The sequence below is a fragment of the Cryobacterium sp. Hb1 genome (assembly GCF_004403585.1).
GTDB lineage: Bacteria > Actinomycetota > Actinomycetes > Actinomycetales > Microbacteriaceae > Cryobacterium > Cryobacterium lyxosi.
In genome coordinates, this window is sequence record NZ_SOHI01000007.1 from 50,831 (window position 1) to 68,661 (window position 17,831).

Below are 17,831 nucleotides of genomic sequence, written 5' to 3' on the forward strand. Positions count from 1 at the left end.
GTATTTTCCGTAACCCCGTTCTAGTAGACCGTGACAGCGTGCTGGTGCGCGCCGGATTCGGCGTCTTGAACCGGCGCATCGTCCGGGCCCTTCTGGACGGCCTTCAGGATGAGCTTGAACTCGACCACGGCGAGGATTCCGTAGAGCAGGGTGAAGATGATCAACGAGATCAAAATCTCCACACCGGTCACGCCGGGCGAGATACCGTCCGCGGTGCGCATGAGTCCGAACACGAGCCAGGGCTGACGACCCATCTCCGTGAAGACCCAACCGACGCTCATCGCCAGCAGCGACATTGGAAAGCTCAAGATAGCGACCTTCCACACCCAGGTGCGCTTCGGGCTGCGCCCCCCACGGGTCAGCCACAGGCCGACGACGGCGACGAGCATGTGCGCCAGGCCGAGTCCGATCATCCAGCGGAATGCCCAATAAGTGATCCAGATCATCGGGGTGTAGTCGCCAGGACCGTAGAGGGTGACGTACTGGGCCTGCAAGTTGTTGATGCCCTCGACTGTGCCGTCAAAAGTATGCGTCGACAGGAAGGAGAGCAGGTACGGAATACGCACGGAGAAGAGCTCTTGTACGCCGTCCGGAGTGCCCAGCGTGAACACTGAGAAGCTTGCGTTGGCACCGGTCGCGGTGTGATAAAGCGCCTCGGCCGCCGCCATCTTCATCGGCTGGGCCTCGACCATGGCCAGACCGAGCTGGTCACCGGCGAGCGTGGTGAGCACTCCGGCGATGACCATCATCCAGAGACCGAACTTGAGTGCTGGACGCATCGTGTCGAGGTGCTGGTTGCGATAGAGGTGCCAGGCGGCTACCGAGATGATGAGTCCGGCAGACACCATGAAGCAGGCGAAAATCGTGTGCGGGAACGCGGCGATGGCAATGGGGTTCGTGAGCAGTTCCCAGATGCTCGTGAGTTCGGCGCGCCCCTTCTCCTCGTTGATCGTGTACGCGATCGGGTTTTGCATGAACGCGTTCGCGGCAAGAATGAAATAGGCCGAGGCGATCGAGCCGACCACGGTCATCCAGATCGTGCCCAGGTGAATCTTTTTGGGCAGTTTGTCCCAGCCGAAGATCCACAATCCGATGAACGTCGCCTCGAGAAAGAACGCGACGATGCCCTCGAAGGCGAGCGGAGCACCGAAGACGTCACCGACGAAACGCGAGTAGTCCGACCAGTTCATACCGAACTGGAATTCCTGAACGATTCCGGTCACCACGCCCATGGCGACGTTGATCAGAAAGATCTTGCCGAAGAAGTGCGTGAGCTGCAGGTACTTAGCTTTATCCGTGCGCACCCACGCGGACTGGAAGATCGCGACCGTGAGCGCCATACCGATCGTGAGTGGTACGAAAATGAAGTGATACATGGTCGTGAGACCGAACTGCCACCGTGAGAGGAGTAAAGGGTCCAACCACTCGTTCATATGCCCTCCAGCATTATTGTTACCCGCGCACTTTTCTACGCTGTGTAGAAGATTACCCTTCTACGCTGTGTAGAAACCTGAGTACGACAGTGATTTTCTACGACACGTAGAAATTACAGTTCGATAGCGTAAGATGCTCTGTATGGCAAATTTGGGCGTGCTTGAGCGGCTTCTGATGGATGTCCTGTGGGACTCCCCCACACCGTTGACCGCCAACGATCTCAAGGACTCTTTGATGAGCCCGGGTCTTGCGACCGGGCCCACGAAGCCACTGGCGACCACAACCGTTCTGACGGTGTTGTCTCGACTTGAGACAAAGGGGTTCGTCACCCGCGATCGCAGTGTGCGCCCACACGCTTACACCGCTGTTATGACCCGTGCGACCCACACGGCCGGGCTCATGCATGAGGTGCTCGGGCAGGTGCCTGACCGCCAAGCGGCCCTCGTGCGGTTCATTGGAGGCGTCACCCCTCAGGAGGCAGACACACTGCGCCAGCTCCTCGGCGTTGCGACGACCGACAACGTCTAACTCTGCCAGACCTTAACTGCGATACCCGTGATCATTAGCGCCGCCCTGCTTGGCGTCATTGCCGTGACTCTCGCTTGGCCTTTTCCGTTGGTGCTGGCCCGCTCGGATTGGCCCGCGCGCTCCCCGGGCGTCGCCCTCGTGCTCTGGCAGGCCATCGCCCTGTCCGGTGGCATGTCGATGATCGGCTCACTGCTGCTCTACGGTCTTGTTCCGTTCGGTAACGCTCTGCCACAGAGCGTCATCGCCCTCGGCTACAGCCTACGGTCCGGCACTCTTCCTGCCGATACGCGTTTCACCCACGTGCTCGCGCTCGGGGCAGCTATTTTGCTCAGCACTCACCTGCTGTTGAATCTGTTCGCCACGTTCGTGCGCGCCGAGCGACAGCGACGCCGCCACTACACTCTCATCGCTCTGCTCAGCGATCCTCTGAACGGCCAACCGGGAATGCGCGTCATCGACCATCCTGCCCCGGTCGCCTATTGCCTTCCCGGTGCTGGTCATTCCGCGACGGTGCTATCTAAAGGATTGCTCCGCTTGCTCGACGCCGACCAGGTGCGTGCGGTGATCGCCCACGAACGAGCCCATCTGGTTCAGCAGCATCACCTGGTGTTACTGGCCTTCAAGAGTTGGCACAGCGCCCTACCCTGGTTTCCCATCGCCAATCGCGCCGAAAATGCCGTGGCGCTCTTGGTTGAAATGATCGCGGACGATCGCGCACGCCGCGACGTGGACGACCGAACACTTGCTACCGCTATCGCGCTCGTGGGGCTGGGGCAACAACCGGAGGTCCTCGCCACGACGTCGGATGGCGAGTCGGACGAGCCGTGGATCTCGTCGCCGGAGCGCGCGCTCGTCGCTCCGCGGGTGTACCGGCTCATAAACCAGGCTCTTCCCCTGTCCCGCCTCGCCACCATGGCCGTCTTCGTGACCGCGATCGCGCTCGCCCTCGCTCCAGCCATCGTGCTGTTGCGGGCATAGACGCACAAAACCCTCACACCGCCCAAGACGGGGTCGTTGTGAGGGTTTTGGGGGAAACGATACTGCTAGAAGAGGTTTGCTTTTTCGAGCCAGGCCGCCGCGATGGCCTCAGCGGACTTCTGGTCATTGACGCTCTCGGAGTTGAGGCTCACCAGGTCCTCAGTGCTGAGGGCAGCACTGATCTTGTTCAGTACCGACGCGGCCTTGTCGGTGACCTTTTCGGAAACCAAAGGCACGACGTTGTCCGCGAAGAAGAGATTATCTGGGTCGCTCAGCGCCACGAGCTTGTCTGACTTGATGTTGGGGCTTGCCGTATAAATGTTGGTCAACTGAATAGCGTTGTCAACAAGAGCCTTAACGGTCAGCGGGCCACCACCATCCTCAATCGGGGTGAAACCGGCGGTTTCGATGCCGTACTTCGCCTTGAGGGCGGCCGGCCCATACGGACGTGTCTCCAGCACAGAGGTGCCACCAACCATGAGCGGTTCGGTGACATTCTTCAGTGACGCAATGTCCGTTAGGTTGTATTTATCCGCGAAGGCTTGGGTTACGGTCCAGGAATTCTGGTCTGAAGCCGCCGCTTTGTCCAGCACGCGCAGGGTGGAGGGAAGCGCCGCTTGGAGCTCGGTGTAGATCGCGTCGCTCGTGCCACCGACAGCGTTCGGTTCGAGTGCCTGCAGCAGGCTACCGGTGTATTCGGGGAACACATCGACGCCGCCTGCTTCCAGCTCGGGTAGGTACACCTCACGCTGGCCTATCCGGAACGTGCGGTCGACGGTGAAACCGTTGGCCTCTAATGCCTGCGAGTAGATCTCGGCGATGATCTCGTTGGAGTAGTAGTCCTGGGAACCCACAACGAGCGTGTCGGCAGCGCTTGTGGCACCACTTCCACTGCCCAAGGGATCACCGGACGCGCACCCTGCGAGGGCTACTGCGGCCCCAACCGCGACCACACTGATGAGCGCGAGTCGGCCTTTTTTTGCTGTGAACATGCGTTTTCCTTTCATGATGGCGAATTCCATCACCGGGCCAGCTTGGTGAAACCGGCCCAGATGTCTGTGGGGCGTCCGGCCGCAACTCCGCGGGGAACAACCAATTTCTGAAGCACCGCAAAGATGCCGTCAAGCAGCAGCGCGAGCAGAATAACGAGAATGGACCCACCCAGCATCTGCGCATAATCAAGATTTTTCAACCCCGTGAACAGGAAGCGACCCAGTCCGATGTCGGCCACGTAGGCAGCGAGTGTGGCGGTGGCCACGATTTGCAGCGTGGCCGAGCGCAACCCACCCATCAAGAGGGGAAGGCTGAGCGGAAGCTCCACTTTGCGCACAATCTGCCCCTCCGACATCCCCACGGCTCTGGCGGCATCGATGGTCGCGCGATCAATCGCTTCGAAGCCGGTGTATGCCCCCGCGAGAATGGGTGGGATCGCGAGCACCGTGAGGGCCGCGTAGGGTGCGGTCAGACCGATTCCCACCGACAGAGCGACAAGCGTGAGCAACCCCAGGGTCGGAATGGAACGGAAAGCGCCTGCGGTTCCGACGGCCAAGCCACGCCCGCGTCCGGTGTGTCCAATGAAGAAGCCCAGGGGTATGGCGATGACGGACGCAAAGACAAGTGTGAGCAAAGTAAAGCCCAGGTGTTCCAATACCCGGCTGCCGATGGCATTCGATCCCACATAGTTGGTCGGATCAAACAGCCACGCGACTGCATCTGCAAAGAAGTTCATGCCACCGCCTCCTTGTCAGAGCGCATCGGCGCGCGCGCCGCCGTCGATGGCGCAGATCTCGTCCACGGCATGAGAAGGCGACCGAGAAGAACGAGAGCCCCATCCAGTGCCAGGGCGAGTCCGACCGTGGCGATAACCCCGGCAATAATTTCCGCTTGGATGCCGCGCTGAAAACCGTCAGTGAACAGACTGCCCAGGCTCTGGGCACCAATGACAGCGCCCACCGTGGCGAGACTGACCGTGCTTACTGCGACGACCCGCAACCCGGCTAGCAGGACCGGCCCCGCGAGTGGAAACTCCACCCGCCAGAATTGGGTCCACTCGGAGAAGCCCACCGCCATCGCGGACTGTCGAACGTTCCGGTCGACGGAGGCGAGACCATCGGCCACCACTCGCACCATGAGCGCCACACCGTAGAGCGTCAGGGCGATGATGAGATTGAGCGGCGAACGAACGGTCGTTCCCACGATGAAAGGAAGCACAATGAAGAGTGGGAGCGAGGGTACGGCGTACAGCAGGCCTACGCCCGAGAGAATGATGCCGCGGCCAACGCGGAAGCGGTATGCCAGCCAACCGAGGGGAACAGCTAGGAGAAAACTGAGGATGATGGGCGGAATGCTCAGCACGACGTGATCGAGAGTGCGATCCCAAATGAAGTCCAGGTTTGACCATATCCAGGTCACCGGGGATCCCCACCCTGCGCCGGGGCACCCGATCCCGCGAACGGACCGGCCTTTACTTCGGGGGCGGCCTTTTCTTCGGTCGCGGTCTTTGCTCCAGCGGCAGCACTCGGGGACGTTCCACCCGCAAGTACGCCGGCGAGCCGTCCATCGGCGTCGACAAGCACGTCGCCGTCCGAGTAGGACTCGAGGTGCAGCACGCGTTTGCCGCGGTCTGCTCCGACAAAGGCTGCCACAAAATCGTCTGCCGGATTGGCCAGGATCTCCGCCGGGGACCCCACCTGGGCGATCAGCCCGCCGGTACGCAAAATCACCACCTGGTCGCCGAGCAAGAAGGCTTCATCGATGTCGTGGGTAACGAAGACTACGGTCTTATCCAGTTCGCGTTGCAAACGAAGAAGCTCTTGCTGCAGTTCCGCGCGCACGATGGGGTCCACCGCGCCGAATGGCTCGTCCATAAGCAGGATATTCGGGTTGACGGCGAGTCCACGTGCTACACCGACGCGCTGCTGCTGGCCGCCGGAGAGCTGGCTGGGATACCGGTGGGCCAGCGAACGGTCGAGTCCCACCGTGTCGAGTAATTGGAGCGCCTCTTCGCGGGCCTTCTTCTTCGGTGTTCCCTGCAGCATTGGCACGGTCGCTACGTTGTCGATGACCCTGCGGTGCGGAAGGAGACCGGAGTTCTGCATGACGTAACCGATGCCGCGCCGCAGCTTGACCGGCGCGAGGGTACCGATATCGGCTCCGTCGATATCGATGGACCCGCTGGTCGGTTCGACCATCCGGTTGATCATACGCAGCAGTGTGGTTTTCCCCGACCCCGACGTTCCGACGAACACGGTGGTCTTGCGGGAAGGTAGCACGAGGCTGAAATCTTCAACGGCGAGCGTGCCGTCGGGAAACCGTTTGGTCACCGAGTGGAATTCAATCATCCTGGCGGCTCGCTCCTCGCATCTTGTGGGTCAACACAAACCAGATGCTAACCCAATCACTATTTAGAGCGACAGGCAAAACCCATCGCTAACAAAGTTTTATCCCTGAGCGAACAGGTGCGACTTCTGGGCGCAAAAAAGCCGGGCCCAGTGGGGCCCGGCTGTCGGCGGGTACTACGACAAAGTGGCGAGAAGATCCAGCGCCTGCGGGCTGTAGAAGCGGTCGAGGTAGTCGCGCATGACCAGGCGGCACTCGGTGATAAAGCGCTCGTCACCGAGCGGATTGCTATAAAAAGCGCGGGCGAGCAGCGCGTCGGCCATCTCAACGGCAACTCCGAGGCGAAAGATCAAATCGTCGCCGCCGGGCAGATTGAACTCGTTCACGAGAACGTCGGCGAGGCGGCGGGCGAAGAAGTCGGCGTCCGCAACGGCCTCGGCGGCGGGAGCGCCGTCGCGGTCGTCGAAGTTCACGATACGAAAGCCCGCCTCCGTGCGATACAGGCCGACAAAGGCGGTGACGACGCAGTCGACGGCGTCCCACCAGGAGGTGAGGGTGCTGGCACCGAGTTCGTCGACGACACGCTGCCGAAAGCGCGCTACGGCACGCTCATGCAGGGCGTGCAGAACAGCGACCCTGTCGGGGTAGTAGCGGTACACGGTGCCGATGGAGGCACCGGCGCGTTCGGCGACCATTGCGGTCGTGATGCGGTCGAAACCGACCTCGTCCACAACGGCGGCGGCTGCATCGAGCAAACCGGACAGACGTGCAGCACTGCGCTGCTGAATCGGCTCGGTGCGCACCTGCTGTAGTGCTGCACCGGTCCCTTCACCTAATAGGCTACCAAGCGACATTTATCCCCCTTGAAGATAAGTCACCATACTACGGGGTAAAACCCTTTTTCCACAGGCCTGATCGGGGATGCACAGCAAACATGGCAGAATGAAGGCGTGCCAGAGTTTCCAGACGCCACTCCGCGTGCGCCGAGTCCCGAGCGGATCATGCATCGTGCGGCCCGCATCGAAGACTGGCTCCACGAACATCGCGAGCATTCCGCCCGCCGCCGCGGCTACCAGCCCACCGTCATCCCGTATACCGGTTACGGCTCGACCGCCTGGGTACGCATCCTGTGCCGCGTGCTCCTGGCCAAGCCGGAAAAGCCCACGAAACGTCAAAGACGCCCCCGAGCGGATGGCCGTGACGCCGGCATTCGAGGCTGGCGGAGCTTCACGAGTGTGCCCGTCAACGATGTCACCGTCACGATTGAGATCGACGGGCGGACGCACCTAGTTCAGGCGGATCGCGGCGGGGTCGTCGATACCGTGGTTCCGGTATCACTGCCCGCCGGCTGGCACGTTGCCCGGCTGCACACCGAGTCCTCGAACGTGGTGGAAGCCCCGATCTTCATCGTGGCACCCACGGTCGGCTGCGGCATCGTCTCCGACGTCGACGACACCGTGATGGTCACCACCCTGCCCCGCCCCCTGCTGGCCGCTTGGAACACGTTTGTGCTCGACGAGCACGCCCGGGTGCCGACCCCTGGCATGGCCGTGTTCCTGGAGCGTCTGGCGTCGTTCACCCCCGGCTCCCCGGTCATCTACCTCTCGACCGGCGCCTGGAATGTGGCCCCCACCCTGTCACGTTTTCTCTCCCGTAACCTGTATCCCGCCGGGGCGCTCTTGTTGACCGACTGGGGACCAACGCACGACCGCTGGTTCCGCAGTGGCAGCGCCCACAAACGCGACAACCTCCGCCGACTCGCCGAGCAGTTTCCGCAGATGCGCTGGATTTTGATCGGCGACGACGGTCAGCACGACGAAGCCATCTACAGCGATTTTCAACGCGACTATCCGGGCAGCGTAGCGGCCGTGGCCATTCGTCAGCTCTCCCCGAGCGAAGCGGTTCTCGCCGGCGGTCGCTCGCGTGACGCCGTGCTCATCGAGGGCGGCCCTGAGGCCCCCTGGGTCTACGGCCCGGACGGCTCCAGCCTCGCCAATCAGCTCGCCGAACACGGGCTGCTCTAGCCACGCTCAAGATCTTCGACCGTACTGTGCGTCAGCGCGTCAGTATGCGGCGCTCTACCCCATGCTCATACGACGCAGTACCAGGTTCTCGACGACCTGGGCCAGGCCGTAGAGAACGAGGGACACAATGGTGATCACCACGACCGACGCCCATACCTCGGAGTTCTGCACCTTGGCAACGGCGGCGACAATCGAATTGCCCAGTCCCTGACCGGTTGTGAGCCATTCGGCCAGCAGCGCGCCGGTGATCGCCCCGGGCACCGAGATCTTCACCGCGGCGAAGAAGGACGGCAGCGAACTCGGCAGTGCCACCTTGCGCAGGGTCGTGAAGGCGCTGCCGCCGTACACGGTGATGACATCGCTGATCTGCGGCGAGGTGGAACGCAGGCCGAACGCAATGTTCACCAGCGCCGGAAACAGCACGACGATGGCCCCCATCACCACGGCGGTCGTGAGGCCGCGCCCGGTGATGAGGCTGATGATCGGCACGAGCGCCACGAGGGGCACCGACCGTAGTAGCAGGGCAATGGGCATGAGAGCATGCTCGATCCCCCGCGACAGCGTGAAGAGCACTGCAAGGAGCAGGGCGCAGGTGAGCCCGGCTACGAACCCGAGAAAGGCGTCACCGAGGGTCACCATGAGGTTGCCGAGGACGAGGGCCCGATTATCGGCGGCATCCGGTACGGTCACGAGCCAGGTCCAGACGTCGAGGGGCCCCTTGGCCAGGAACGGCGAAATGTCCAGCAACAGGAGTAGTCCCTGCCAGGCGATCAGAACCAGCACCAGGGTGATGAGCCCGGTGAGCAGACCGCGCGCCACGGTTGACAGTGCTACCCGTGCAAAGCTCATCGGCTGCTCCGTCCGGTCGTCCACGGCGTGGCTAAACGTAGGATGACGGCGAAGATCGCGTAGCCGAGCCCCGCGGCGACCCCGGCGACGAGCGCGAGGCTCCAGACCCGGTCGACGTTGGCCGTTGAACCGGCCACGAGCATAGCGATGCCCAGCCCCCGACTGACCCCGCCAAGATATTCCCCCAGGATGGCCCCGATGAAGGCGGCCGGTGCTGCGACCTGCAGCGCGGTCAGCACACTGGGCAGTCCGGCGACCAGGCGCACCTTGCGCAGCTGGGTGAACTTGCTGCCGCCATAGACGGTGATGAGGTCGAGGCTGGCGGCATCCGCTGCCTTGAGGCCGACGAGCGACCCGATGACCGTGGTGAAGAACACCGACATGGCAGCGAGAAATACTGCCGTTCCTGCCGGGTCGCCCGCGCTCGGCGCCCCGATCACGATGTACGCGATCGGGCCGATGGCTACGATCGGTATGCAATAGGTGATCACGGCGACCTGCATCGCGATCTTTTCGATGCGCGGCAGTAGGAGCACGAGCGCCGCGAGGGCCAGGGCGAGCCCCGTGCCCCAAGCGAAGCCGATGAGCGCTTCGAGCACGGTGACGCTGACGTGGGGCAGGTAGAAAGCCGGCCCGTCGCTGACGAGCTGCACGAACACATCGAGTGGGGTGGGCACTGCGCCGCCGGGCATCGACCCGACCTCGGCGAAGACGGTGACGGCTCCGATCCACCACAGGCCAATGACGAGCGCGGCTCCGATCAGGCCGGTCGCCCAGGCGGGCAGGGCGCGCAGCGAGCTGCGGATCACCGGTCGTCGCCCGCCACGACCGCATCACTGAACAGCAGGTCGGAGGCGCGGTCGTGCAGGGCGTGGAACTCGGGCGTACGCATCATCTCGGGCAGCCGAGGCCTCGGGAGGTCGACGTCGATGATTTCTTTGATCCGACCGGGGCGGGCGCTCATGACCGCCACGTGGTCGGAGAGGAAGATGGCTTCCGCGATGCCGTGGGTGACCATGAGCGTCGTGGCCGGCTTCTGGGTCCAGATGCGCAGCAGCTCCAGGTTGAGCCGCTGCCTGGTCATGTCGTCGAGGGCTCCGAAGGGTTCGTCGAGCAGCAGCACCGAGGGTTTGAGCACGAGCGACCGTGCGATGGATACGCGCTGCTTCATCCCACCGGAGAGCTGCGCCGGCTTCGCTTTCTCGAAGCCCTGCAGGCCGACGAGGGCGATCAGTTCGTCGATATAGGCGTCGTCGACGGGGAGACGAGCGACCTCGAACGGCAGGCGAATGTTGGAGCGCACGCTGCGCCAGGGCAGCAGGGCCGAATCCTGGAAGGCAATGCCGAGCTGGTGCCCCTGCCGGAGTTGTTGTGGGCTCTTGCCGTCGACCCGGGTGGTGCCGCTCGTGGGCTGTTCCAGTCCGGCTAGAATGCGCAGGATGGTTGATTTTCCGCATCCGGACGGTCCGAGTAGCGAAAGAAAGCTGCCCTTGTCGGTGTGCAGGTTGGCGTCATCCAGGGCGACGACGTCGGTGCGCCCGACAGTGAAGATCTTGTGCAGTTGGGAGATGTGCAGGCCGGTGCCCGCAGCCTCGCTCCCGGCAGTCGTGTTCGTGACCGAGTCACGAACTCCGGCATCAGTACTACTCACGTGATTCGCTCCTTGGCGATGGCAAAGCGGGGTGATTCCTCGGGTCAGGTATTTATTTTACGTTTTGAATGGGCATCCACCGTCTCGTTCCGACGGATGCCCATTGCTCCCCCCGTTGTTATTTGCTGTAAGCCACCAGGTCGGGGTTCTCGGCGTAGACCTCGTCGAGCAGGGTCAGATCGAACAACTGGCTGGCCGTGATCGTCAGGCCGGTAGCCGCGAGGGTGTCGATGCTCTGCTGCTGCAACTGGTCGCTGATCGTGAACAGGCCGTTAGTGAGGGTGTCGGCGCTCACCACGAGGTCAACGGACTGAATCTCGGCCTGCCGGGTCTCCTTCTCGATCGTGAGGTCGAAGGTCGGCCCGTAGGTCTCGAGGGTGAGCTGTGCGGCGGCCTCCGGGTCGTTGATCGCGTCGGTCCAGCCACGAATCTCGGCTACGAGCAGGGCCTTGAGCTTTTCCCGGTCGTTCTTGATCGCGTCGTCGGTGACCGTGAGCGTCTCCGCCACGAAGGGGAGGCCGAAGTCGGCCAACGGCAGGTTCACCGGGTCGAGTCCGAGCAGTTCGGCGTCGATGGATTCGTTGGTGAGGTAGGAGAACCAGCCGTCCACCTCGCCGTTGAACAGCGGCGTCGGGTCGTACTGCACTGGAAGGGTGGTCAGCGAGTTCTCGTCGATGTCGTTGATCTCGAGGAAGGCTTCCCAGAGGCTCAGGTTGCTGGCCTGCACTCCGATGGTCTTGCCTGTCAGGTCGTCGAGGCTTGCGATGTTGCCCTTATCGGCCAGGGAGAGAATGGTGAAGGGGTTCTTCTGGTACGTGGCACCAATGATCTTCAGTGGTGCACCCTCGTTGGCGATGATGGTGCCGGTCGAGATCGCGTTGCCGATGCCCATGTCGACGTTGCCCGAGATGACGGCCGCTTCGATCGAAGCCGGCCCCTCGATCATGTCGACGGAGTCGAAGCCCGCTGCGCTGAAGTATCCGTTTGCGTCGGCGAGGTACTCCCCCATGAATTCGGCGTTTTTGATCCAGCTGAACTGAATGCTCGCGTCTCCGAACGATGCCGTCGCGCCGTCCGCCCCGGCCACTTCTGGGTCACTGCCCGCGCACGCGGCCAGGGAGAGCGTCAGGGCGGCGGCGACCGCGACGCCGCGTACCACCCGGGTTGCCGATCGATGATTGATCAAGCCTCTGGACGGTGTCATTGCGGGTTTCCTTTCGAGGATGCAAGGGCGCTGTGGAGATACAGTCGCTGTGGTTGTCGGCACGCTTGTTTTCGGGCGCGGCCGAGGGGCGAAAATGGCCCGGAAAGGGCAGTGTAAGCGCGCCATGTAACAATCCCAGTTCGACTATGTTTCGAACGGATGTCGACAAAGGGAGAATATCCTCCGCTTGACCGGCTCGATGCCCGGTTAGCCGAAGCCACGGGGTTACCAGGCGGCAGGCGCCAGGATGCGGTCGAGTCCGCGGTTGATCTGGCGGGCCCAGAGGGGACCGCGGTAGAGGAACGCCGTGTAGCCCTGCACGAGGGTGGCACCGGCGGCGAGGCGTTCCGCTACCTGGGCGGCCGTGTCCACCCCGCCGACTGAGATGACGCAGAACTCGGGCGGCACGACGGCACGAATCTGCCGCAGGATGGCGAGCGACCGGGCGTGCAGCGGGGCGCCGGACAGGCCGCCGGCTCCGGCGGCGGCGATGGTGGCGGCATCCGTTCGTAAGCCCGTGCGGGAGATCGTGGTGTTCGTGGCGATGATGCCGTCGAGGCCGAGTTCGACGGCGTGGGCAGCGATGCGCGCGACCTCGGCGTCCGAGAGGTCGGGTGCGATCTTGACGAGCAACGGGGTGGTGCCGGCGGCCCTCTTGACCGCGGTCAGCAGCGGGGTGAGCTGGTCCAGTTCCTGCAGTCCGCGCAGGCCCGGGGTGTTGGGTGAACTCACGTTGACCACGAGGTAGTCGGCGAGGGCAGCGAGGGTGTGGGCGCTCTGGAGATAATCAGCCGTGGCGTCCTCAACGGCGGTGACGCGGCTCTTGCCAATGTTGATGCCGAGCACCGGACGGCCGGCCGCGGCACGCACCCGGGTGAGCCGGGCGACGGCTGCTGCGGCACCGTGGTTATTGAAGCCCATGCGGTTGATGACCGCGCGGTCGGCCACGAGGCGAAACAGGCGCGGCTTCGGGTTTCCGGGCTGGGCTACGGCGGTCAGAGTTCCGACCTCGACGTGGCCGAAGCCGAGCTGGCCGAGCCCCAGCACGGCTTCGCCATCTTTGTCGAAGCCTGCCGCGACGCCGAACGGTGACGCAAAGTGCAGGCCGAGGGTGTTCACGCTGAGGTCGGTGCGCGGGCGCGTGAAGCGGTGTACGAGATGGCCGATGCCCAGCGCCGGCAGCAGCCGAATGACGGTGAAAGCGAGGTGATGAGCGCGCTCGGGGTCCATCCGGGTGAGCACGAGCTTGAAGAACAGCGGATACATCGGGCCCTAGCGTTTGGTGGCGGCAGCTTCGACCACGGGTGTGCCGGTGGTCGACGCTGCGCTCGGCTTTTTCGAGCTTTGTGAGTGCTCGGTGCGCAGCGCGGCGATGGCGGCTTCGAAATCGTCGAGGGAGTCGAACCCCTGGTAGACGCTCGCGAATCGCAGGTAGGCGACCTCGTCGAGGTCACGCAGCGGCGGGAGAATGGCCAGGCCGATGTCGTTGGCGTCGACCTGGGAGACGCCGGTCTGGCGGATGGTCTCCTCGACCTTCTGAGCCAGCATGGCGAGGTCGGAGTCCGTGACGGGCCGACCCTGGCAAGCTTTGCGCACGCCGGAGACGATCTTCTCTCGGCTGAACGGTTCGACCACGCCGCTGCGCTTGATGATATTCAGGCTCGCCGTTTCGCTGGTGCTGAACCGGCGGCCGCATTCCGGGCACTGCCGACGGCGGCGAATCGACAGTCCGTCGTCGCTCGTGCGCGAGTCGACGACTCGGGAATCGGGGTGGCGACAGAACGGGCAGAACATGGTGCTGCCAGCCTAGTGGGCGGCCGGAAAACGGGCAGCCACGGCGTCGCCGTGTGCGGGCAGGGCTTCGGCGCCGGACAATGCCGCAATGTGATCGGCGACGGCTTCGAGAGCCTCGCGGCTGTACCGAACGACCTGCTGCGGCCGCAGGAAGGTATACGCGCCGAGTCCCGACGAGAACCGGGCTTGTCCCCCGGTCGGTAACACGTGGTTGGAACCCGCGACGTAGTCTCCGAGGCTCACCGGTGAATACGGGCCGAGAAAAATCGCGCCGGCATTCTCAATGTCGGCCAGCACCGCATCGGGGTCGCTCGTCTGAATCTCGAGGTGCTCCGGTCCGAAGGCGTTGCTGAACCCTGCGGCAACCTGCAGGTTGTCCACGAGTACGATCGCCGACTGGCGGCCGCCGAGCGCTGCGGTCACCCGTGCGCTGTGGGTTGTGGATGCTGCCAGCTCGGTAAGGCGCGCCGCCACCGTGTCGGCGAGTTCGGCCGAATCGGTCACGAGCACGGCAGCCGCGAGTTCATCGTGTTCGGCCTGGCTGACCAGGTCGGCGGCGACGAGCAACGGGTCGGCGGCGGCATCCGCTATCACGAGGATGTCGGTGGGACCGGCCTCGGAGTCGATGCCGGCCTGCCCACGAATGAGCCGCTTGGCAGCGGCGACGTAGACGTTGCCTGGGCCGGTGACGATCTGCACGGGCTCGAGGCCGATGTCAGCCACCCCGTAGGCGAGGGCACCGATGGCGCCGGCGCCGCCCATGGCGTAGATCTCGTCGACACCGAGCAGTCCGGCGACGGCGAGGATGGTCGGGTGTACCCGGCCGTCGAAGTGGCTCTGCGCCGGCGAGGCCAGGGCGATGGACCTCACGCCGGATACCTGCGCGGGCACGACGTTCATCACGACGCTCGAGGGGTAGACGGCCTTGCCGCCCGGCACGTAGAGACCGACCCGGTTCACCGGCTGCCAGCGCTGGGTGACAGTGGCCCCGGCCTCGATCGTGGTCGTCACGTGCGGGGGTACCTGCGCGGCGCTGGCCAGGCGCACGCGGCGGATTGTCTCGGTGATGGCCGTGCGAACGGCCGGGTCGAGCCCGGCGATCGCGTCCTTGATGTGGCTGGCGGGAACCCGAACCTGGTCCGGGCGCACCCGGTCGAGGCGTTCGGCCTGATCGAGCAGAGCCGCCTCGCCGCGCTCACGCACGTCGGCGATGAGGTCTGCGGCGATGTCGGCGGCGACGGCGACGCTCGTGAGGGCGCGCGGTACAGCAGCCAGGAGGGAAGCCGGGGTCGGCTCGGTCCCGCGAAGGTCAATAGTCTGGATCATCGTGTCCCAGCCTATCCGGCGCGAGCCGGAACAAGCAGCGCACGGGAATAGGCTGAGGGTGAAACAGATTGTTGGTTGTGTATGAAAAGTAATGTTGAACCCCCACTCACTCTGCCGGTCGCCCCGCCGCTAGCCGCCGATCCCCATGCGCCCGACGACCTCGCCGCGTTCAAGCATGCGTTTCGCCGTCACGCCGCCGGGGTCGCCGCGATAACGACCCTGGCCCAAGATGGCAGCCCGGTCGGCTTCACGGCTACCTCCCTCGCGTCGCTCTCCGCGGTTCCGCCGCTCGCCACGTTCAACATGGCCCGATCGGCGAGCTCGTGGGCGTCGATCGCCGCCGCCGACCGCGTGGTCATCCACATGCTCGGCGCGCATAACCGAAGCGTCGCGGAGAAACTCGCCGGGCCGCACGCCGAACGCTTCGTCGGTGAACACTGGCAGCCCGGCCCCTACGGACTTCCGGTGCTGGAGGGCGTGACCAGCTGGATGATCGGCCGCATCGTCGAACGGGTGTCGGTGCACAACAACGCCGTCGTCGTCGTGCAGATCGAGGGCGGTGGCATGGGCCCCGACGCTGAGGCCCTGCTCTACCACGAACGTACCTACCGAGTACCGGGCGCCGCCGTCTAGACCGACTCTCCGGGCGGGCAGCTCTACATGTCACAGAACCTCTCGGAGACCTGCGCGCCCGGCCACTCGGCGCGAACCATTCGCGGGTAAGAAAGGCTTAATCGAGCGCGGCTGCGACGCAGGGGCAAGTAATATTTGTCCTTCGGCTCCGGGTTCCAGCCAGCAACCAAGGGCTGAACTTCAGCGACGATGATGCGCACGGAGGGGATCGTGGCCGAGCGGGATGCCCACCAACGAGGTTGATCATCGCTTTCCTTAAAAGCGAACTGTTCGTATTGTTGTCCGATGACGACCCTCTGCACGTCCATTGTGACCTTCGACGAAGTCGAGCTCTGCGTCGAGATGTACGGAGAGCAACGTGACCCTCCCGTGCTTCTGATCGCCGGGATGTCAGCTTCTATGCTGTGGTGGCCGGGCGAGGTCTGCGAGGCGATCGCATCCTCTGGGTTCTTCGTGATCCGTTACGACCAGCGAGACACCGGCCGTTCGACGAGTTTTCCACTCGGGCGCCCCGGCTACTCGACCCACGATCTGGCGGCCGATGCCTTGCGTATCTGCGACTCGCTCGGTCTGCGTTCCGCGCACGTCGTCGGCCACTCCTTGGGATCGGGGATCGCCTCTATTCTGGCTATCGACCATCCCGACCGGTTGCGCTCCGTGACGTTGCTGGGCGCAACCACCGGGGCGCGAGACCTTCCTTCCGGAACCGGTACCTTCCCGGATCTCCCTGATGATCTCGAATCGAGAGTGGCCGCTATCGATTACCTCCTCGAGGACACTCGCGCCTGCGATGGCCTATCGCCCCGATTCGACGAGGATCGAATGCGCCAGTTCATCACCCTCGACGTAGATCGGGCCGACGATATCGCCGCCACGATCTCCAACCCTCCCGCCATGGAGTTCACACGCCCCAGACACGGCGACCTCGGCACCGTGGCTATCCCGTCCCTTGTCATGCACGGCGAAATGGACTCAATTTTTCCGGTCGCTCACGGCGAGGCCGTTGCACGTTTGATACCCGATGCCGCATTCGTGATGCTTCCCGGCGCCGGGCACACGTTACTCACCGTCGATCAAGAGGATTTTACGACCCCCCTCCTCCGCCACCTCCGTGCGGCCGAGCGCCGCCGATAGGGGCGGCCTGCCCACCTCGTCGACGCCGACTGAGGAGCCGGCGCCGTCCGCGTCCTCTCGACGCCTGAACAGCTCCGCCCCGATTTCGATCTGGATTGCGGATACTGCACATGGTCGAGCCCTGGCTAAGGGGTTAGGCTCTCAGCTTCTTCTTCGAGGCCTTACGGCGGCGCCGTTCAGCCTCGACGACCGCAGCTTCGGCCGGTGTCGGCGCGGTCCCGCCCAGGTGTGCGGGCTGCCACCACGCTCCGGTGCCCGGCACCGGGTATTCCGCCTGCACTGCGTCGACGAGAGACTGCAGGGTGTCGTGCAGCCGCAGCGTGTGCGCCGCGACGTTGCGGTCGGCCGGGCCTGCCGCATCCGGTGGAATCGGCTGGCCGAAGCGGATGCCCACCGGCACGCCGACCCGCTCCCGAAGTGTCGACCGGTGGTTCTTGGTCATCAACCGATGCCCACCCCACACGGCGACCGGGATGATCGGCACGTTCGCGGCCTGCGCCATGCGCACCGCGCCGGTTTTGAGCTCTCGCACCGTGAACGAGGCATTCACGCCGCCCTCGGGAAAAACACCGAGCAGTTCGCCGTCGTGTAGAGCGTCGACGGCCTGCGCGTACGCCTCCCGGCCGCTGTCCATGTCGACCGAGATGTGCTTCATCCCCCGCAACAGCGCACCTATTAGCGGCTGGTCGAAGGCGCCCTTCTTGGCCATAAAACGAATGTGGCGACGATTATGCCGCCAAGTGATCCACTCGACCAGGGCGAAGTCGAGGTAACCGAAGTGGGTGATCGCGAGTACCGCGCCGCCGGTGGCCGGCAGATGTTCCAGGCCGGTCACGGTCGGGCGCACCCGGAGCAGGCCGAACAGGGCGCGTCCGGCACCGATGGCGGTCGAATAGATCGGCTCTCGATTGTGCATGTATCCAGCCTAGGCTGGCAC

General features: G+C 64.1%; 19 protein-coding genes. 5 read left to right on the top strand and 14 right to left on the bottom strand.

Annotation, left to right across the window (positions count from 1 at the left end; translation table 11 throughout):
* Positions 1–20: 20 nt before the first annotated feature.
* Positions 21–1,433 carry a cytochrome ubiquinol oxidase subunit I gene (locus E3T38_RS01315; RefSeq protein ID WP_104196220.1) on the bottom strand — a complete coding sequence of 471 codons (1,413 nt, stop codon included), beginning with the start codon at positions 1,431–1,433 and terminating at the stop codon, positions 21–23.
* Between the two features lie 142 nt (positions 1,434–1,575).
* Here E3T38_RS01315 and E3T38_RS01320 point away from each other — a divergent pair, with 142 nt between their 5' ends.
* Positions 1,576–1,962 (top strand): BlaI/MecI/CopY family transcriptional regulator, encoded by a 387-nt coding sequence (locus E3T38_RS01320; protein WP_104196219.1) that lies wholly within the window; start codon positions 1,576–1,578, stop codon positions 1,960–1,962.
* Between the two features lie 27 nt (positions 1,963–1,989).
* Positions 1,990–2,940, top strand: a complete 951-nt coding sequence (locus tag E3T38_RS01325) for a M56 family metallopeptidase (protein ID WP_233200586.1) — start codon at positions 1,990–1,992, stop codon at positions 2,938–2,940.
* Between the two features lie 65 nt (positions 2,941–3,005).
* Here E3T38_RS01325 and E3T38_RS01330 read toward each other — a convergent pair whose 3' ends face one another.
* The 5 genes from E3T38_RS01330 to E3T38_RS01350 all read right to left on the bottom strand — a co-directional run bounded on the left by E3T38_RS01330 (position 3,006) and on the right by E3T38_RS01350 (position 7,133).
* On the bottom strand, positions 3,006–3,932 hold the full coding sequence (locus tag E3T38_RS01330) for an ABC transporter substrate-binding protein (RefSeq protein ID WP_104196281.1): 927 nt from the start codon (positions 3,930–3,932) through the stop codon (positions 3,006–3,008).
* Between the two features lie 29 nt (positions 3,933–3,961).
* Entirely contained in the window at positions 3,962–4,669 is a 708-nt protein-coding gene (locus E3T38_RS01335; protein WP_134545656.1) for an ABC transporter permease, read from the bottom strand.
* Entirely contained in the window at positions 4,666–5,352 is a 687-nt protein-coding gene (locus E3T38_RS01340; protein WP_134545657.1) for an ABC transporter permease, read from the bottom strand. The genes E3T38_RS01335 and E3T38_RS01340 overlap by 4 nt, the downstream gene beginning before the upstream one ends.
* A complete protein-coding gene (locus tag E3T38_RS01345) occupies positions 5,349–6,281 on the bottom strand; it encodes an ABC transporter ATP-binding protein (RefSeq protein ID WP_134545658.1) in 933 nt (310 codons plus the stop codon). Before E3T38_RS01345 ends, E3T38_RS01340 begins: the two co-directional genes overlap by 4 nt.
* Positions 6,282–6,455: 174 nt before the next feature.
* Positions 6,456–7,133: a TetR/AcrR family transcriptional regulator gene (locus E3T38_RS01350; protein WP_134545659.1), complete on the bottom strand. Its 678-nt coding sequence runs from the start codon at positions 7,131–7,133 to the stop codon at positions 6,456–6,458.
* Positions 7,134–7,280: 147 nt separating this feature from the next.
* Here E3T38_RS01350 and E3T38_RS01355 point away from each other — a divergent pair, with 147 nt between their 5' ends.
* Positions 7,281–8,303 carry an App1 family protein gene (locus E3T38_RS01355; protein WP_104196280.1) on the top strand — a complete coding sequence of 341 codons (1,023 nt, stop codon included), beginning with the start codon at positions 7,281–7,283 and terminating at the stop codon, positions 8,301–8,303.
* Between the two features lie 54 nt (positions 8,304–8,357).
* Here E3T38_RS01355 and E3T38_RS01360 read toward each other — a convergent pair whose 3' ends face one another.
* From E3T38_RS01360 to hisD, 7 genes are all read right to left on the bottom strand, one after another.
* Positions 8,358–9,152 (bottom strand): ABC transporter permease, encoded by a 795-nt coding sequence (locus E3T38_RS01360; protein ID WP_134545660.1) that lies wholly within the window; start codon positions 9,150–9,152, stop codon positions 8,358–8,360.
* Positions 9,149–9,961 carry an ABC transporter permease gene (locus E3T38_RS01365; RefSeq protein ID WP_241984240.1) on the bottom strand — a complete coding sequence of 271 codons (813 nt, stop codon included), beginning with the start codon at positions 9,959–9,961 and terminating at the stop codon, positions 9,149–9,151. Before E3T38_RS01365 ends, E3T38_RS01360 begins: the two co-directional genes overlap by 4 nt.
* The gene (locus tag E3T38_RS01370; RefSeq protein WP_134545661.1) at positions 9,958–10,803 is read right to left on the bottom strand and encodes an ABC transporter ATP-binding protein; all 846 of its coding nucleotides are present in this window, start codon (positions 10,801–10,803) and stop codon (positions 9,958–9,960) included. Before E3T38_RS01370 ends, E3T38_RS01365 begins: the two co-directional genes overlap by 4 nt.
* Positions 10,804–10,921: 118 nt before the next feature.
* Complete coding sequence (locus E3T38_RS01375; RefSeq protein ID WP_134545662.1) at positions 10,922–12,007, bottom strand: ABC transporter substrate-binding protein; 1,086 nt, start codon at positions 12,005–12,007, stop codon at positions 10,922–10,924.
* Positions 12,008–12,232: 225 nt separating this feature from the next.
* Positions 12,233–13,273: a quinone-dependent dihydroorotate dehydrogenase gene (locus tag E3T38_RS01380; protein ID WP_134545663.1), complete on the bottom strand. Its 1,041-nt coding sequence runs from the start codon at positions 13,271–13,273 to the stop codon at positions 12,233–12,235.
* A 6-nt stretch (positions 13,274–13,279) separates the two neighbouring features.
* A complete protein-coding gene (gene nrdR / locus E3T38_RS01385; protein WP_134545664.1) occupies positions 13,280–13,801 on the bottom strand; it encodes a transcriptional regulator NrdR in 522 nt (173 codons plus the stop codon).
* Positions 13,802–13,813: 12 nt separating this feature from the next.
* The gene (hisD, locus tag E3T38_RS01390; protein WP_134545665.1) at positions 13,814–15,127 is read right to left on the bottom strand and encodes a histidinol dehydrogenase; all 1,314 of its coding nucleotides are present in this window, start codon (positions 15,125–15,127) and stop codon (positions 13,814–13,816) included.
* An 81-nt stretch (positions 15,128–15,208) separates the two neighbouring features.
* Between hisD and E3T38_RS01395 the strand changes: the two genes are divergently transcribed.
* Together E3T38_RS01395 and E3T38_RS01400 are read left to right on the top strand one after the other, a co-directional pair.
* Positions 15,209–15,760 carry a flavin reductase family protein gene (locus E3T38_RS01395; RefSeq protein ID WP_134545666.1) on the top strand — a complete coding sequence of 184 codons (552 nt, stop codon included), beginning with the start codon at positions 15,209–15,211 and terminating at the stop codon, positions 15,758–15,760.
* 285 nt (positions 15,761–16,045) lie between these two features.
* Entirely contained in the window at positions 16,046–16,894 is an 849-nt protein-coding gene (locus tag E3T38_RS01400) for an alpha/beta fold hydrolase (protein ID WP_134545667.1), read from the top strand.
* Positions 16,895–17,027: 133 nt separating this feature from the next.
* Here the strand turns inward: E3T38_RS01400 and E3T38_RS01405 are convergent, their stop codons facing one another.
* Positions 17,028–17,810 carry a 1-acyl-sn-glycerol-3-phosphate acyltransferase gene (locus E3T38_RS01405; RefSeq protein WP_134545668.1) on the bottom strand — a complete coding sequence of 261 codons (783 nt, stop codon included), beginning with the start codon at positions 17,808–17,810 and terminating at the stop codon, positions 17,028–17,030.
* Positions 17,811–17,831 lie beyond the last annotated feature (21 nt).

Coding starts and splice junctions, on each gene's coding strand:
- E3T38_RS01335 (WP_134545656.1), bottom strand. CDS start 4,669: ATGAACTTCTTTGCAGATGCAGTCGCGTGGCTGTTTGATCCGACCAAC.
- E3T38_RS01400 (WP_134545667.1), top strand. CDS start 16,046: ATGACGACCCTCTGCACGTCCATTGTGACCTTCGACGAAGTCGAGCTC.
- hisD (WP_134545665.1), bottom strand. CDS start 15,127: ATGATCCAGACTATTGACCTTCGCGGGACCGAGCCGACCCCGGCTTCC.
- nrdR (WP_134545664.1), bottom strand. CDS start 13,801: ATGTTCTGCCCGTTCTGTCGCCACCCCGATTCCCGAGTCGTCGACTCG.
- E3T38_RS01355 (WP_104196280.1), top strand. CDS start 7,281: ATGCATCGTGCGGCCCGCATCGAAGACTGGCTCCACGAACATCGCGAG.
- E3T38_RS01360 (WP_134545660.1), bottom strand. CDS start 9,152: ATGAGCTTTGCACGGGTAGCACTGTCAACCGTGGCGCGCGGTCTGCTC.
- E3T38_RS01320 (WP_104196219.1), top strand. CDS start 1,576: ATGGCAAATTTGGGCGTGCTTGAGCGGCTTCTGATGGATGTCCTGTGG.
- E3T38_RS01395 (WP_134545666.1), top strand. CDS start 15,209: ATGAAAAGTAATGTTGAACCCCCACTCACTCTGCCGGTCGCCCCGCCG.
- E3T38_RS01380 (WP_134545663.1), bottom strand. CDS start 13,273: ATGTATCCGCTGTTCTTCAAGCTCGTGCTCACCCGGATGGACCCCGAG.
- E3T38_RS01405 (WP_134545668.1), bottom strand. CDS start 17,810: ATGCACAATCGAGAGCCGATCTATTCGACCGCCATCGGTGCCGGACGC.
- E3T38_RS01315 (WP_104196220.1), bottom strand. CDS start 1,433: ATGAACGAGTGGTTGGACCCTTTACTCCTCTCACGGTGGCAGTTCGGT.
- E3T38_RS01375 (WP_134545662.1), bottom strand. CDS start 12,007: ATGACACCGTCCAGAGGCTTGATCAATCATCGATCGGCAACCCGGGTG.
- E3T38_RS01350 (WP_134545659.1), bottom strand. CDS start 7,133: ATGTCGCTTGGTAGCCTATTAGGTGAAGGGACCGGTGCAGCACTACAG.
- E3T38_RS01330 (WP_104196281.1), bottom strand. CDS start 3,932: ATGTTCACAGCAAAAAAAGGCCGACTCGCGCTCATCAGTGTGGTCGCG.
- E3T38_RS01345 (WP_134545658.1), bottom strand. CDS start 6,281: ATGATTGAATTCCACTCGGTGACCAAACGGTTTCCCGACGGCACGCTC.